Annotated in this window: 14 protein-coding genes; 11 read left to right on the top strand and 3 right to left on the bottom strand. The window is 67.6% G+C overall.

What is annotated here, in order from left to right:
- Window positions 1–21: 21 nt before the first annotated feature.
- Window positions 22–327: a ribosome assembly RNA-binding protein YhbY gene (gene yhbY, locus JI752_RS03075; protein WP_216959011.1), complete on the bottom strand. Its 306-nt coding sequence runs from the start codon at window positions 325–327 to the stop codon at window positions 22–24.
- Window positions 328–400: 73 nt separating this feature from the next.
- Here yhbY and rlmE point away from each other — a divergent pair, with 73 nt between their 5' ends.
- From rlmE to JI752_RS03025, 10 genes are all read left to right on the top strand, one after another.
- Window positions 401–1,048 carry a 23S rRNA (uridine(2552)-2'-O)-methyltransferase RlmE gene (gene rlmE, locus JI752_RS03070; RefSeq protein WP_216959008.1) on the top strand — a complete coding sequence of 216 codons (648 nt, stop codon included), beginning with the start codon at window positions 401–403 and terminating at the stop codon, window positions 1,046–1,048.
- A gap of 95 nt (window positions 1,049–1,143) precedes the next feature.
- Complete coding sequence (gene ftsH, locus JI752_RS03065) at window positions 1,144–3,045, top strand: ATP-dependent zinc metalloprotease FtsH (RefSeq protein WP_216959005.1); 1,902 nt, start codon at window positions 1,144–1,146, stop codon at window positions 3,043–3,045.
- A gap of 122 nt (window positions 3,046–3,167) precedes the next feature.
- On the top strand, window positions 3,168–4,067 hold the full coding sequence (folP, locus tag JI752_RS03060) for a dihydropteroate synthase (protein ID WP_216959002.1): 900 nt from the start codon (window positions 3,168–3,170) through the stop codon (window positions 4,065–4,067).
- Between the two features lie 623 nt (window positions 4,068–4,690).
- Window positions 4,691–5,668, top strand: coding sequence for a tRNA (adenosine(37)-N6)-dimethylallyltransferase MiaA (miaA, locus tag JI752_RS03055; RefSeq protein ID WP_216958999.1), 978 nt, complete (start codon window positions 4,691–4,693; stop codon window positions 5,666–5,668).
- 124 nt (window positions 5,669–5,792) lie between these two features.
- The gene (gene hfq, locus JI752_RS03050) at window positions 5,793–6,068 is read left to right on the top strand and encodes an RNA chaperone Hfq (RefSeq protein WP_216958996.1); all 276 of its coding nucleotides are present in this window, start codon (window positions 5,793–5,795) and stop codon (window positions 6,066–6,068) included.
- 114 nt (window positions 6,069–6,182) lie between these two features.
- Window positions 6,183–7,505, top strand: a complete 1,323-nt coding sequence (hflX, locus tag JI752_RS03045; RefSeq protein ID WP_216958993.1) for a ribosome rescue GTPase HflX — start codon at window positions 6,183–6,185, stop codon at window positions 7,503–7,505.
- A 113-nt stretch (window positions 7,506–7,618) separates the two neighbouring features.
- Complete coding sequence (gene hflK / locus JI752_RS03040) at window positions 7,619–8,740, top strand: FtsH protease activity modulator HflK (protein ID WP_216958989.1); 1,122 nt, start codon at window positions 7,619–7,621, stop codon at window positions 8,738–8,740.
- Window positions 8,737–9,600, top strand: a complete 864-nt coding sequence (locus tag JI752_RS03035) for a protease modulator HflC (protein WP_216958987.1) — start codon at window positions 8,737–8,739, stop codon at window positions 9,598–9,600. The genes hflK and JI752_RS03035 overlap by 4 nt, the downstream gene beginning before the upstream one ends.
- Before the next feature lie 9 nt (window positions 9,601–9,609).
- Window positions 9,610–9,795, top strand: a complete 186-nt coding sequence (locus JI752_RS03030) for a DUF2065 family protein (RefSeq protein ID WP_216958984.1) — start codon at window positions 9,610–9,612, stop codon at window positions 9,793–9,795.
- 240 nt (window positions 9,796–10,035) lie between these two features.
- Window positions 10,036–11,328 (top strand): adenylosuccinate synthase, encoded by a 1,293-nt coding sequence (locus JI752_RS03025; protein ID WP_216958981.1) that lies wholly within the window; start codon window positions 10,036–10,038, stop codon window positions 11,326–11,328.
- Window positions 11,329–11,538: 210 nt separating this feature from the next.
- Here the strand turns inward: JI752_RS03025 and JI752_RS03020 are convergent, their stop codons facing one another.
- Both JI752_RS03020 and JI752_RS03015 read right to left on the bottom strand, forming a co-directional pair.
- The gene (locus tag JI752_RS03020) at window positions 11,539–12,180 is read right to left on the bottom strand and encodes an exopolysaccharide biosynthesis protein (protein ID WP_216958978.1); all 642 of its coding nucleotides are present in this window, start codon (window positions 12,178–12,180) and stop codon (window positions 11,539–11,541) included.
- Window positions 12,164–13,501, bottom strand: a complete 1,338-nt coding sequence (locus tag JI752_RS03015) for a hemolysin family protein (RefSeq protein WP_216958975.1) — start codon at window positions 13,499–13,501, stop codon at window positions 12,164–12,166. Before JI752_RS03015 ends, JI752_RS03020 begins: the two co-directional genes overlap by 17 nt.
- A 248-nt stretch (window positions 13,502–13,749) precedes the next feature.
- On the opposite strand from JI752_RS03015, the gene JI752_RS03010 reads away from it, so the two are divergent.
- Complete coding sequence (locus JI752_RS03010) at window positions 13,750–14,376, top strand: DUF47 family protein (RefSeq protein ID WP_216958972.1); 627 nt, start codon at window positions 13,750–13,752, stop codon at window positions 14,374–14,376.
- Window positions 14,377–14,387 lie beyond the last annotated feature (11 nt).

The following is a 14,387-nucleotide window of genomic DNA, read 5'->3' as shown; positions in this document are numbered from 1 at the left end:
CCGGGGCCGCCGCGCCGGCCGTCAGGCCCGCGGCAGGACGATCTGGCGCTTGTCCTTGCTCGGCCGGTACAGCACGGCCGTGTGACCGATACGCTGGACCAGGGCGGCCCCCGTACGCTGGGCGATCTCATCGATCATTGCGTCGCGGGCGTCCCGGTCCTCGGCGCCCACCTTCACCTTGATCAGCTCGTGATGCTCCAGCGCCAGGTCGATTTCGGCCACCAGCGCATCGGTGATTCCCTTGCCGCCCACCTGGAGCATCGCCTTCAGGTCGTGGGCCTGGCCCCGCAGGAAGCGGGTCTGGGTGGCGGTCAGGACGGTTTGCATCGGGATACTGAAAACTCAGGGGGGCCGCGCAGGGTATCATGACGGCCCCCACGCTCACCCCCGACGCCGGCCGATGGCGAGCCGCAGCAAATCCAGCCAGCGCTGGCTCAAGGAACACTTTTCCGACCCCTTCGTTAAGAAGGCCAAGGCCGAAGGCCTGCGCTCGCGCGCGGCCTACAAGCTGGAGGAACTGGTCGAGCGCGACCGCCTGCTCAAGCCGGGCATGGTCGTGGTCGACCTCGGCGCGGCTCCCGGCGGCTGGTCGCAGTGGGTCCGCCAGGAGCTCGACCGTCTCGATGCTGCCCGCCCCGGGCGGGTCATCGCCCTGGACATCCTGGAAATGCCCTCTCTGGCCGGGGTCGAATTCCTTCATGGGGATTTCAGGGAGGATGCGGTCCTATCCCAGTTGGTGGCCGCGCTGAACGGCCAGACCGTGGACCTTGTCCTGTCCGACATGGCCCCCAATAAGAGTGGCGTGGATGCTGTCGACATGCCCCGGGCGATGTACCTCTCGGAACTGGCGATGGACTTCGCCGACCGGCACCTTCGCACCGGGGGCAACTTCCTGATCAAGCTGTTCCAGGGCGTGGGCTTCGACGAATACGTCAAGGAGCTGCGCCGGCGCTATGACAAGGTCGTGATCCGCAAACCGGAGGCCTCGCGCAAGCGGTCGCCCGAGGTCTATGCGCTGGCACAGGGCAAGCGTGCGGTAATGAAGTAAGGTTGGAACGGACCCCATTGTTGTACGGCGACCGCCGATCCACGGCAGGGCGCCGCCCCCGCTGCAACGCGCCACCGGCGCCAGGTAGGAACTGAATGAACGATTTGGCCAAGAATCTGCTGCTCTGGGTGATCGTCGCCGTCGTGCTGATGGTGGTCTTCCAGGCGTTCGGGCCGCGTGCCGCGAGCAGCGACCCGCTCGCCTACGACCAGTTCGTGCACCAGGTTCAGCAGGACAAGGTCAAGGAAGTGAAGATCGCCGACGATGGCGCGACGATCACCGGTCTGCGCACCGACGGCTCGAAGTTCACGACCTACAAGCCCAAGGAAGACAAGGACCTCATCAACGACCTGATCAACCACAAGGTCGCGATCGAGCAGGCGCCGCCGCAGAGCGGCCCGTCGATCCTGTACATCATCATCAACGTACTGCCCTGGCTGCTCTTCATCGGCATCTGGGTGTATTTCATGCGCCAGATGCAGCAGGGCGGCAGCAAGGGCGCGATGAGCTTCGGCCGTTCGCGCGCCAAGTTGCAGGGCGAGGACCAGGTCAAGGTCACGCTTGCCGACGTCGCCGGTTGCGACGAGGCGAAGGAAGAAGTCGGCGAGCTCGTCGAGTTCCTGCGCGATCCCTCCAAGTTCCAGAAGCTGGGCGGCAAGATTCCGCGCGGCGTCCTGATGGTCGGCCCGCCGGGCACCGGCAAGACGCTGCTCGCGCGCGCCATCGCCGGTGAGGCGAAGGTGCCGTTCTTCAGCATCTCCGGCTCGGACTTCGTCGAGATGTTCGTCGGCGTCGGCGCAAGCCGCGTGCGCGACATGTTCGATCAGGCCAAGAAGCACGCGCCTTGCATCATCTTCATCGACGAAATCGACGCCGTCGGTCGCCATCGCGGCGCCGGCCTGGGCGGCGGTCACGACGAGCGCGAGCAGACCCTCAACCAGCTGCTGGTCGAGATGGACGGCTTCGAGGGTGGCGAGGGCGTGATCGTCATCGCCGCGACCAACCGTCCGGACGTGCTCGACCCGGCGCTGCTGCGTCCGGGCCGCTTCGACCGCCAGGTCGTGGTGGGCCTGCCGGACGTGAAGGGCCGTGAGCAGATCCTGCGCGTGCACATGCGCAAGCTGCCGCTCCACGACGACGTCGAGCCGATGACCATCGCGCGCGGCACGCCGGGCTTCTCCGGTGCCGACCTGGCCAACCTCTGCAACGAGGCGGCGCTGTTCGCGGCGCGTGAGAACGCCAAGGACGTGCGCATGGAGCACTTCGACAAGGCGCGCGACAAGATCCTGATGGGCGCCGAGCGTCGCTCGATGGCGATGAGCGAGGACGAGAAGAAGCTCACCGCGTACCACGAAGCGGGCCACGCCATCGTCGGTCGCGTCGTTCCCGAGCACGACCCGGTCTACAAGGTCACCATCATCCCGCGCGGTCGCGCGCTGGGCGTGACGATGTACCTGCCGGAAGGCGACAAGTACTCGATGAACAAGGTCGCCATCGAATCGCAGCTGTGCTCGCTCTACGGCGGTCGCGTTGCCGAGGAACTGATCTTCGGCGTCGACAAGGTCACCACCGGTGCGTCCAACGACATCGAGCGCGCCACCAAGATGGCCCGCAACATGGTCACCAAGTGGGGCCTGAGCGACGAGATGGGTCCGATCGCCTACGGTGAGGAAGAGGACGAGGTGTTCCTGGGTCGCTCGGTCACGCAGCACAAGAACGTGTCCAACGAGACCGCGCGCCGCATCGACGAAGTCGTGCGCAACATCCTCGACAGGGCTTACGGGCGCACCAAGCAGATCCTGCAGGACAACCTCGACAAGCTGCACGTGATGGCCGATGCGCTGCTGCAGTACGAGACCATCGACGCGCACCAGATCGACGACATCATGGCCGGGCGTACGCCGGGCCCGCCGGCCGACTGGTCGAAGTCGGGCAAGACGTCCAAGGACGACAGCGAGCGTCCGGGCGCCATTGGCGGACCTGCGGCGCAGACCTGACAGCAGGGATTCCTGATTCGGGATTCGAAACGGCACCGGCAACGGTGCCGTTTTTCTTTGTGCGGATCGCAGCCCGAAGGAAGCGATACGATTCCCCCGAATCCCGATCCCGAATCCCGCCCATGTTCGACACCACGCTCACTCTCGACTGCAACGGCCGCCCGCTGGTCCTCGACCGCCCGCGCGTCATGGGCATCGTCAATGTCACACCGGATTCGTTCTCCGACGGCGGTGCGCACGACACGCTCGAAGCCGCGGTCGCGCACGGCCTGAAGCTGGCGGAGGAGGGCGCGGACCTGCTCGATGTCGGCGGCGAATCCACGCGTCCGGGCGCAGCCGAAGTGTCCGTCGAGGAAGAACTCCGCCGCACGATTCCCGTCATCGAGCGCCTGGCGAAGGAAACGCAACTGCCGCTCAGTATCGACACCTCCAAGCCGGAGGTGATGCGTGCCGCAGTGCAAGCCGGCGCGGGCATGATCAACGACGTCTATGCACTGCGCCGCGACGGCGCGCTCGACGCGGCCGCCGCGCTCGGCGTGCCGGTCGTGCTGATGCACATGCAGGGCGAGCCGCGTTCGATGCAGGAGGCGCCGCACTATGACGATGTCGTCGCGCAGGTGCACCGCTTCCTCGCCGAGCGCATTTTCGCCGCCGAGATGGCGGGCATCGCGAAGAAGAAGATCGTCGTCGATCCCGGCTTCGGTTTCGGTAAGGACACACAGCACAACCTGGTCCTGCTCGCGCAGTTGGAGCGTTTCGTCGAACTGGGCGTGCCCGTGCTCGCGGGCCTGTCGCGCAAGCGCACCATCGGCGAACTGGTGGGGCGCAGCGATCCACGCGATCGCGCCATCGGCTCGGTCGCCGCGCACCTCATCGCCGCGCAGCGCGGCGCGAAACTGCTGCGCGTGCACGACGTCGCCGCGACCGTGGATGCGTTGAAGGTGTGGAACGCCGTCGCTTCGCAGGCGATGCCGCGGGCGAAGCCGGCGTCGTCGATGCCGAAGTGGCCCGACGACGAATGATCCGCCGCCTGGCGATTTTTTGAGCAAACACGCTGCCTGCCTTGGTGCGCAAGGGATGCAGCGTGATACGCACACGGCTGTCCGCATGCTTGTCCACAGGGCGTGTGGATAGCGCATGCGGTGATGCCGAAATCGACACGCGAGTCAAACGATTTCTGCGATCAATTTTTCGCCAACCCTCTTGCAATGCTTGTGTCGCAAGGGATGCAGGCGTGTCTCCACACGACTGTCCGCAGGTTTGTCCACAGGCTGTGTGGATAGTCGCGTTGGTTGCATCCGAAACCGGGCGGGGTCGATGTCGACGACACGGCCGAAAGTGCGGCGTTCGTCAAGCCTCATCGCTGGTGATTTTTTAGCCAGACCTGCACGAGGCCGCGCCACGCCGAGCTATGCGGCCGCTCTCCACACCGCTGTCCGCAGGCTTGTCCACAGGCAATGTGGATAGCGGGCGGGGGTTGGCCAAAATTTCGCCAGACTCCCGGGAGCCCTTGCGGCATCAGGGCTGCAGCACGTTATCAACAGCCTTGCCCCAGCGGTTCTCCACACCTTGTGTGGAAAGCGCGGCGAGGTTCCCCGACGACGGCGGCTGTGCGAGGCTACGCCCCCGACACGCCGCGCCCGACATGCCCGCCGACACGCGCCCCCTCGCGATTGCCCTGATGGGCCCGACCGCCTCGGGCAAGACCGCGCTCGCGCTCGACTGGGCGGAGCGTTTCGGCGGCGAGATCGTCAGCGTGGACTCGGCCCTGGTGTATCGGCGGCTGGACATCGGATCGGCCAAGCCGACACCGGCCGAGCGCGCGCGCGTGCCGCACCACCTGATCGACTTGCGCGAGCCGTGGCAGCCGTACTCGGCGGCGGAGTTCGCCCAGGACGGGCGCCGCGCCGTGACGGACATCCTGGCCCGGGGACGATTGCCGATCCTCGCCGGCGGCACGGGCCTGTACTTCCACGCGCTGCTGCAGGGCCTGTCGCCCATGCCCGAGGCCGACGCGGACATGCGCGCCCGGCTCGAGGCCGAGGCGCAGTCGCGTGGCTGGGCGGCGATGCATGCGGAACTGGCGCAGATCGATCCCGACGCCGCGGCGCGGATCCACGCCACCGACGCCCAGCGTATCCAGCGAGCGCTGGAAGTGTTCCGCCTGTCCGGCCGCACCATCAGCGACTGGCGGCGGGAGGTCTCGCAGCTTCCGCGCCTGCCGGTCCGCGTGCTCAAGCTGGTGCTGGCACCTGAGGATCGTGCGGAGCTGCACGAGCGGATCGCGCGGCGGTTCGACCTGATGCTGGCCGACGGTTTCCTCGACGAGGCGAGGGCGCTGCGCGCGATCCCGCAGCTGCGCGACCACTCGGCGCCGCTGGACCTGCCGGCCCTGCGCGCCGTGGGTTATCGCCAGGCCTGGGAGCATCTGGACGGCGCGACCGATCCGGCGGAATTCCGCGACCGCGGCGTCTATGCCACCCGCCAGCTCGCCAAGCGGCAGTTCACCTGGTTGCGCGGCGAACTCGACGCGCGCTGGTTCGATCCGCTGCGCCAGCGCGAGTCGCTGGAGGCGGCGCGGGCGGCTTTCATGCACGACGCCGCCGCTTCGACCAGGGGTTGAATCCGGTGCGCGTGCACCGAACCGGGTTTGCGCTACCATCGGGCGGTCGCCGCTGCGGGGACAGCCGGCGATACGGCGTCCCGCGCGCCGACCCTTATAACTAGAACGAGTTGGGGAACTACGTATGTCCAAGGGACAGTCTTTGCAGGATCCTTTCCTGAACGCGCTACGACGCGAACGAGTGCCGGTTTCGGTCTATCTGGTCAACGGCATCAAGCTGCAGGGCACGATCGAATCCTTCGACCAGTTCGTGGTCCTGCTGCGCAACACCGTGAGCCAGATGGTCTACAAGCACGCCATTTCCACCGTCGTGCCGGCGCGCAACGTGCGCGTGGGGCCGGGTGGCGGCTACGTCCAGTCCGCCGAAGGCGGCGGCGAGGGCTCCGACGAGGCCGAATAAGGCGTCGCCCGGGCGGGCCGGCGGCGTACGCCGGCTTGCCGATGACCTGCGGCCCTTGTGCGGCCGCGGGTCGGCGCCCATCTTGTCATCCTGCCCCCGCACAGGTTGACCCGTTTGTTCGAACGATCCCGCAAAGGCGAGCACGCCCTCCTGATCCAACCCCACGCCGGCGGTCCGCCGGACGAGGGATTGCTGGAGGAGTTCGCCGACCTCGCACGCTCCGCCGGCGCCACGGTCGCCGCGGTGCTGACCGCGCGCATCGACCGCCCCAACGCCGCCATGCTGATCGGCAGCGGCAAGCTGGAAGAGGTGAAGGCCGCCGCGGACGCCACCGGCGCGGACCTTATCCTCATCAACCACCCGCTGTCGCCCGGCCAGGAGCGCAACCTCGAGAAGGCGCTGCAGCGCCGTGTGGTCGACCGCACCGGATTGATCCTGGACATCTTCGCCCAGCGCGCCCACAGCCATGACGGCAAGCTGCAGGTCGAGCTCGCACAGCTCAAGCACATGTCCACACGCCTGGTGCGCGGCTGGACCCACCTGGAGCGTCAGCGCGGTGGTTCGATCGGCCTGCGCGGCCCCGGCGAAACCCAGCTGGAGACCGACCGCCGCCTTCTGCAGAAGCGCCTGGAACAGCTGCAGAAGCGCCTGGAAAAAGTGGAAGTGCAGCGCACGCAGATGCGTCGCGCGCGCGTGCGCAGCGAGCTGCCGCGCGTGGCGCTGGTCGGCTACACCAACGCCGGCAAGTCGACCCTGTTCAACGCATTGACCGGCGCGGATGCCTACGCCGCCGACCAGTTGTTCGCGACGCTGGACCCGACGGTGCGCCGCATCGAGCTCTCCGGCGGCGGCGTGGTGCTGGCCGATACGGTCGGTTTCGTGCGCGATCTGCCGCACGAGCTGGTCGCGGCGTTCCGTTCGACCCTTTCCGAATCGCGCGAGGCCGACCTGCTGCTGCACGTCGTCGACGCGGCCGATCCGCTGCGCGACGAGCGCATCGCCCAGGTCGATGAAGTGCTCAAGGACATCGGCGCCGGCGATCTGCCGCAACTGCTGGTGTTCAACAAGATCGACCGCCTCGGCAACGGCGACGGCAGCGAGCCGGTGCAGCCGCGCATCGACCGCCCGGCCGAAGGCCGGGTGCGCGTATGGCTGTCCGCGCGCGACGGCACCGGCCTGGATCTGCTGCGGCAGGCCCTGGCCGAAGCCCTGGAGCTGCGCCACGTCGTCGGTGAGGTGCGCCTGCCGCCGCAGGCCGCGAAACTGCGCGCTCGCCTGCACGATCTGGGCGCGGTGCGCGGCGAGGATCACGACGAGCACGGCTGGCGGATCCGCGTGGACCTGCCGTTGGCCGATGCGCAGCGGCTGTTCGTGCAGGCGCATGGCGAAGCCTTGCGGCCGCTTTTGCCCGAGCAGGACGACGAAGATGCGGCCTGAGCGGCTTGGGCGCGTTCCGACGCGCCTTGCTTGAGGCACACCGCACCCCCACCTAGAATCGACGCACGTCAGCGCGCCTGAATGCGGACGCGCACCCCCTTCTTGGAGCAGGCATGGCCTGGAACACCCCTGGCAGTGACAATTCCGGCGGTTCGAACGGACGAACCCCGCGCCGCAGGCCCGGTGGGCGCGGCCTCGACGCCTTGCTCGATCCGCTGCGCGGCCTCTTCGGAGGCGGCGGTGGTGGCGGTGGCGGCGGCAGCATCCTGCGCTGGGTCGGCATCGTCTTCGGCCTCTGGCTGGTGTTCAACTGCTTCGTCCTGGTGACCGAGCAGGAGCGCGGCGTGGTCCTGCGCTTCGGCCAGTTCTCGCGCGTGCTGCAGCCCGGACCGCACTTCAAGGCGCCGTGGCCGATCGAGCGCGTGACCAAGGTCAACGCCACGCAGAGCAACGCCTACAGCGACACCGTCCCGGTGTTCACCCGCGATGCGAACATGGTGAACGTCGAGATCAACGTTCAGTACCGCATCGGCGATCCGCAGATGTACCTGTTCGGTTCGCGCGACGCCGACCGTGTCCTGAAGGAAGCCGCGCAGAGCGCCGTGCGCGAACAGGTCGGCCGCTCCGACCTGGACACCGTGCTCAATGCGCGCTCCGAGCTCACCACCACGGTGCGCCAGCGCCTGCAGGCTTCGTTGCAGGATTACCGCACCGGCTTGGTCGTGACCGAACTCAACCTGCCCAACGCCCGTCCGCCGGACGAGGTGAAGGACGCGTTCGACGAAGTGCAGCGCGCCGCCTCCGAGAAGACCACGGCGATCAACCAGGCCCAGGCGTACGCCAAGCAGATCGTGCCGGAAGCGCGCGGTGAGGCCTCGCGCGTACGCGCCGCCGCCGAGGGCTACAAGGCGGCTTCGGTGGCCCGCGCCGAGGGCGACGCGACGCGCTTCTCGTTGCTGGTGGACCAGTACAAGAACGCCCCCGAGGTCACGCGCAAGCGCCTGTGGCTGGACACCGTGCAGGACGTGCTCGCCGGCAGCCGCACGATCATCGGCGGCGATTCGCGCCAGCTGATCTACGTGCCGATGGGCGACAAGCGTGCCGCGCCCGCGACACCGAGCTCGCCGCTGCTCACGCCGGACCTGCTGACGCCGACCATCACCCCCGAGCCCGCTGACACGGGACGCCCCGCACGCTCGCCCCGGCCGACCGGACGCGAGGAGGTGACGCGATGAAATTCTCCCTGTGGATCGCCGCCGTCGTCGCGGCCCTGTTCGCATTGCTCGGCTCGGTGTTCGTGGTCGGCGAAGGCCACAGCGCGATCGTGCTGAACCTCGGTCGCGTGGTGCGTACCGACATCGGTCCGGGCCTGCACTTCAAGTGGCCGCTGGTGGAAACCTCGCGCGTGTTCGACCGTCGACTGCAAGTGCTCGATGCCGAACCGGAGCGTTACCTCACCGCCGACAAGCAGAACGTCAGCGTCGACTTCTTCGCGTTGGGCCGCATCCATGACCTGCGCGCTTTCTACCGCGCCACCGGCGGCGATGAGACCACCGCAGTCGAGCGCCTGGCGCCGATCATCCGCGACTCGCTGCGCAACGAGATCAACTCGCGCACGCTGCAGCAGGTGGTGTCGGGCGACCGCACTTCGGTGATCGGTCGCCAGCTCGACGCCATCAACCAAGGCGCCCAGACGCTGGGCGTGAAGATCGTCGATATCCGCATCAAGCGCATCGAGCTGCCGCAGGACAGCAACGTGGTCGGCTCGGTTTACAACCAGATGCGCAGCCAGCGCCTGCAGGTGGCCAGCCAGCTGCGCGCCGAGGGTGTGGAGCAGGCACAGGCCATCCGTGCCCAGGCCGATCGCGACAAGCAGGTGATCGTGGCCGAGGCCGAGCGCGACGCGCAGAAGCTGCGCGGCGAGGGCGATGCCGAGGCGACCCGCCTGTATGCGCAGGCCGCGAACAAGGACCCGAGTTTCTACGCGTTCCAGCGCAGCCTGGAGGCGTACCGCAAGGCGTTCGCGGATGGCGACGGCGTGGTCGTGCTCGACCGCGACGACCCGTTCCTGCAGTACCTGCGTTCGGACCGCTGACCGGCCCACATGCTCGAACTGGTCTCGGCCCTGTGCCTGGTGGCGGTGCTGGAAGGGCTGTTCCTGTTCGTCGCCCCGCGCGGCTGGAAACGGGCCGCCGAACAGCTCCACGCCATGCCGGACCGCCACCTGCGGGTGGTGGGCGCGATCGTGGTCGGGCTGGGCCTGCTGTCGCTGTGGTGGATCCGTTCCTGAGGCCTTCACGCGCCACGGCCTGACCGGATCGGTCGGAATCGCACGAAGTTGAACGGGAGACCGCCCGCCGGGGTGGTCCCGCCTACCCAAAACCCGGATAATGCACAAAAGCCGGACGGGGCCCAGCGCCCCGCCGGCTTTCTTGCTGTTTGCGGGGGCTTCATGTGCGAGCCCCGCGGCAGCCCCGCCCCCGCGGCCATCAATGCAGCTAGTCAGCGATCTCGAGTCAGGAGCTTCGAAATGGGTCAGTCAGTCGTCGTTCTCGGTGCCCAGTGGGGCGATGAAGGCAAGGGCAAGATCGTCGATCTGCTCACGCAGGACATCGGGGCGGTGGTGCGTTTCCAGGGCGGCCACAACGCCGGCCACACCCTCGTCATCGGCGGCAAGAAGACCGTCCTTCACCTGATTCCCTCCGGCATCCTGCGCGAAGGCGCGCTGTGCCTGATCGGCAACGGTGTCGTGCTGTCGCCGGCGGCGCTGCAGAAGGAAATCGCCGAACTCGAATCCAACGGCGTGGAAGTGCGTTCGCGCCTGAAGATCAGCCCGGCCACGCCGCTGATCATGCCGTACCACATCGCGCTGGATCAGGCCCGCGAGAAGGCCGCCGGCGGCAAGGCCATCGGCACCACCGGTCGCGGCATCGGCCCGGCGTACGAAGACAAGGTCGCGCGTCGCGGCATCCGCGTGGCCGACCTGCATTACCCGCAGCAGCTCGCCGAGAAGCTGCGCGCAACGATGGACTATCACAACTTCGTCCTGACCAAGTACCTGGGCGTGGACGCGGTCGACTTCCAGCAGACGCTGGACGAAGCGCTGGCCTTCGGTGAATACGTCGAGCCGATGAAGTCCGACGTCGCCGGCATCCTTCATGACCTGCGCAAGCAGGGCAAGAAGGTGCTGTTCGAAGGCGCGCAGGGCTCGCTGCTCGACATCGACCACGGCACTTACCCGTACGTCACATCAAGCAACACCACCGTCGGCGGCGCGTACGCCGGCACCGGCGTGGGCGCGGACGCGGTCGATTACGTGCTGGGCATCGCCAAGGCCTACGCCACGCGCGTCGGCGGCGGTCCGTTCCCGACCGAACTGGACGACGAAGTCGGCCAGGGCCTGCGCGACCGCGGCGCCGAGTACGGCGCCACCACCGGCCGTCCGCGTCGCTGCGGCTGGATGGACATCGTCGCGCTGCGTCGTGCCGTGGCCGTCAACGGCATCACCGGCCTGTGCATCACCAAGCTCGACGTGCTCGACGGCATGGAGAAGCTGAAGATCTGCATCGCGTACGAATACCGCGGCAAGCGCACCGAATACGCGCCGCTCGACGCCGCCGGCTGGGAAGAGTGCACGCCGGTGTACCTGGAGTTCCCGGGCTGGGAAGAGAACACGCACGGCGTCACCGAGTGGGACAAGCTGCCGCCCGCCGCCCGCGCCTACCTGCGCGCGCTGGAGGAACTGGCCGGCTGCCCGATCGCCATCGTCAGCACCGGCCCCGACCGCGACGCGACCATGGTGCTGCAGGATCCGTTCGCGTAAGCGAAGCGTCGATCGAAAGAACGAAAGGCCCCCGCATTGCGGGGCCTTTTTGTTGGATGAGAAGTTCGAGGCCGCTACGACAACCACCCAGATGAAGCCCCTCTCCCGCTTGCGGGAGAAGGTGCCGGCAGGCGGATGAGGGTTGGCTGTCAGCGTGGCTGGCTTGCTTTCACTCCAACCCCTCTCCGGTGGGCGGAGAGGGCACTGAAGTCAGAACAGCATGTCGATCCAACGCGCGGCGACCGCGGCCAGGCTTCCTGACAGCACGCCGAACACCGTGATCGCCACGACGCCCGCACCCCACGCCGCGCACAGCAGCCAGCCGTCGCGCTCCAGCAATGCGAGTGCGAACAGCAGCAGCAATGCACCGAACAGATAGTTCGTGAAGGGAATCGGCAGCGACAGCAGCAGGCCCAGCAGCAACAGCAGCAGGCCGGTGAAGAAATCGGCGAGGCGGTGGTCGAGCAGCACCGGCAGGCGCGGCTTCACGACCTTCTCCAGCCGCGTCAGCCACGGCGCCAGCAGATCGCGGAATCGCGCCATCGCATGACGGTGCGGGCCGCGTCGCGCGAGGAACTTCGGCAACCACGGCTGGCGCAGGCCGATCAGCAACTGCAGTCCGATCAGGATCACCAGCGGCCCGCTGACCGCGCCGCCGACGCCGGGAATCGGAATGAACGCCGGGATCGTCGAGACGAACAGCAGCATGCCGAACGAACGGTCGCCCAGGCCGTGCAGCACGTCGCCCATGCGCAGCTGCTCGTTGGGATCACCCGCGGCGAACACGTCCAGCAACGCCCGCGTACCCGCCTCGCGGTATTCGTGGCGATCGCGGTCAGCCGGAGGTGTCATCCGTCACCGGCTCCGGTTCGGGGCGTCGGGAAAGCAGCAGCTTGTCGATGCGCGGGCCGTCCAGGTCCACGACTTCGATACGCCACTGCGCCCAGTCGAAATGCTCGCCGACATAGGGAATTCGGCCGAAATGCGCGATCACCATGCCCGCCGCGGTGTGGAAGTCGTGCTCGTCCTCGTCGGGCAGGCGACCGCCGCCGATCAGCTCGCGCAGGTCTTCCACCGGCAGCGAGCCGTCGAGCAGGAACGAGCCATCCGGACGTTCCACCACCGGCGCGTTGTTATCGTCCTCGGCCTCGCCGCCGGGCACGCCGACGGAATGCACGCGGCCGACCACGGCGTCCATCAGGTCGGCGATGGTGACCACGCCGCTGATGTCGCCGTATTCGTCCACCACGAGCGCGAGCGATTGCTGTTCCTCGCGGAAGATCTCCAGCAGCTTCATCGCGTGCGTGGACTCGGAGACGAACAACGGCTCGCGCAGCTCCTTGAACAGGTCCGGCGCCTTCTCGTCGAGGCGGTCCAGCAGCGACTTCACTTCCAGGATGCCCAGCACTTCACTGTCGTTGTGGCGGTACACCGGATAGCGCGAGAACGGCGTCTGCCGCATCGACTCCAGGTTCTGCGCGAAGTCGACGGACGCGTCCAGCCAGGCGATGCGCGTGCGCGGCGTCATCAGGCTTTCGGCGGTGCGGTCGCCCAGGCCGAGCACGCGGTTCATCATCTTGCGCTCGTCGTTGTCGATCACGCCCTGCTCGTGGCTTTCGCTCACCAGCAGGCGGATTTCCTCTTCGCTGATCTCGCTGCGTGCGTCGTCCTTCACGCCGAACATGCGCAGGAAAAAACGGTTGATCGCGCCCAGGCCCGCGACGGCGGGGCGCGCGATGCGCGACAGCCAGTACAACGGGATCGCGACCGCGCAGGCGATGCGCTCGGACGCGGTGAGGGCCAGGCGCTTGGGGATCAGCTCGCCGAAGATCACCGAGGCGGCCGTGATCAGCGTGACCGCCGTGCCCAGGCCGATCGGGCGGGCGTACTGGGCGGCATTGGGCCACACGCCCTGCACCCAGCCGGCGATGGCCAGGCCGATGGACTCGCCGCCGAAGGTGCCGGTGAGGATGCCGATGGAGGTGATGCCCACCTGCACGGTGGACAGCAGATTGTCGGGGTGCTCAGCCAGCTCCAGCGCCACCTGGGCGCCGCGGCTCGTCTCGGACATCTGCTTGAGCTTGATCTTGCGCGAGGTCATCAGCGCCATCTCCGACATCGCGAAGAAGGCGTTGAGGACGATCAGGGCAATGACGATCAGGAGTTCCAGCATGCGGTCCGTACCTCAGGATGGCAGGCTGGAGTGCACGCGCCGTGAGGGGGCGTGGCGGCGCTGGGCGGCCGTTCTGGGTCGTCGTCCATCAGATCTGAAGGGGGCAAGGAGGGGGAAAGCCAAGGGATGGTAGCAGGCCCGCCAATTTCAACCGCCGCATGGGCGCGCGCCTTTGACGCCAAACCGTCATAATTCGCCCCGCAGTCCCCACCGAGCCGGGCGTTCCGGCATCACGAGGCCCCCTCAGCATGTTCTCCCTGCAAACGATCTTCGGCCAAGGCAACCAGTTCTATACGCTGCTGGAGGAGGCCGCCGTCGCCGCCCACGACAGCACCAAGGCCCTCCACGCGATGCTCAAGGCCGCCGATCGCCAGCCCGCGCTGGACGCCTTCAAGCTGGCCCGCCAGCGCGAACGCGACGCCTCCGACAAGATCAGCCAGGAGCTGGTCAACAGCTTCATCACCCCGATCGAGCGCGAGGACATCGAAGCCCTGGCCTCGGCGCTGTACAAGATTCCCAAGCAGGTCGAGAAGTTCGCCGACCGCTATTCGCTCGCCACGCGCCACCTGGAGCACATCGACTTCGCGCCGCGCGCGGCGATGCTCGAGCAGGCCTCGGCCGTGGTCGTGCAGATGGTGCAGCAGCTGCGCCACCTCAAGCTGGAGCCGATGAAGGCGCTCAACGACCAGCTGCGCTCCCTGGAGAACGAAGCCGACCGCCTGATGCTCGAGCTGTACCGCGACATCTATTCCGGCCGCCTGGACAACCTGCAGATGTTCCTGCTCAAGGAGTTCTTCGAGATCCTGGAGAAGGCCATCGACCGCTGCCGCGAAGCCGGCGTGGTCGCCTACGAAATCGTGTTGAAGAACTCGTAAGGGGCCGGGCC

This window comes from Lysobacter sp. MMG2 (assembly GCF_016735495.2).
GTDB lineage: Bacteria > Pseudomonadota > Gammaproteobacteria > Xanthomonadales > Xanthomonadaceae > Lysobacter_J.
The sequence above is the reverse complement of the archived record's forward strand: the minus strand, read 5'-3'. Positions and strand labels throughout refer to the sequence as shown.

Bases quoted from the DNA above. Each gene is read 5' to 3' on its own strand.
- yhbY (WP_216959011.1), bottom strand. From the start codon at position 327: ATGCAAACCGTCCTGACCGCCACCCAGACCCGCTTCCTGCGGGGCCAG.
- rlmE (WP_216959008.1), top strand. From the start codon at position 401: ATGGCGAGCCGCAGCAAATCCAGCCAGCGCTGGCTCAAGGAACACTTT.
- ftsH (WP_216959005.1), top strand. From the start codon at position 1,144: ATGAACGATTTGGCCAAGAATCTGCTGCTCTGGGTGATCGTCGCCGTC.
- folP (WP_216959002.1), top strand. From the start codon at position 3,168: ATGTTCGACACCACGCTCACTCTCGACTGCAACGGCCGCCCGCTGGTC.
- miaA (WP_216958999.1), top strand. From the start codon at position 4,691: ATGCCCGCCGACACGCGCCCCCTCGCGATTGCCCTGATGGGCCCGACC.
- hfq (WP_216958996.1), top strand. From the start codon at position 5,793: ATGTCCAAGGGACAGTCTTTGCAGGATCCTTTCCTGAACGCGCTACGA.
- hflK (WP_216958989.1), top strand. From the start codon at position 7,619: ATGGCCTGGAACACCCCTGGCAGTGACAATTCCGGCGGTTCGAACGGA.
- JI752_RS03035 (WP_216958987.1), top strand. From the start codon at position 8,737: ATGAAATTCTCCCTGTGGATCGCCGCCGTCGTCGCGGCCCTGTTCGCA.
- JI752_RS03030 (WP_216958984.1), top strand. From the start codon at position 9,610: ATGCTCGAACTGGTCTCGGCCCTGTGCCTGGTGGCGGTGCTGGAAGGG.
- JI752_RS03025 (WP_216958981.1), top strand. From the start codon at position 10,036: ATGGGTCAGTCAGTCGTCGTTCTCGGTGCCCAGTGGGGCGATGAAGGC.
- JI752_RS03020 (WP_216958978.1), bottom strand. From the start codon at position 12,180: ATGACACCTCCGGCTGACCGCGATCGCCACGAATACCGCGAGGCGGGT.
- JI752_RS03015 (WP_216958975.1), bottom strand. From the start codon at position 13,501: ATGCTGGAACTCCTGATCGTCATTGCCCTGATCGTCCTCAACGCCTTC.
- JI752_RS03010 (WP_216958972.1), top strand. From the start codon at position 13,750: ATGTTCTCCCTGCAAACGATCTTCGGCCAAGGCAACCAGTTCTATACG.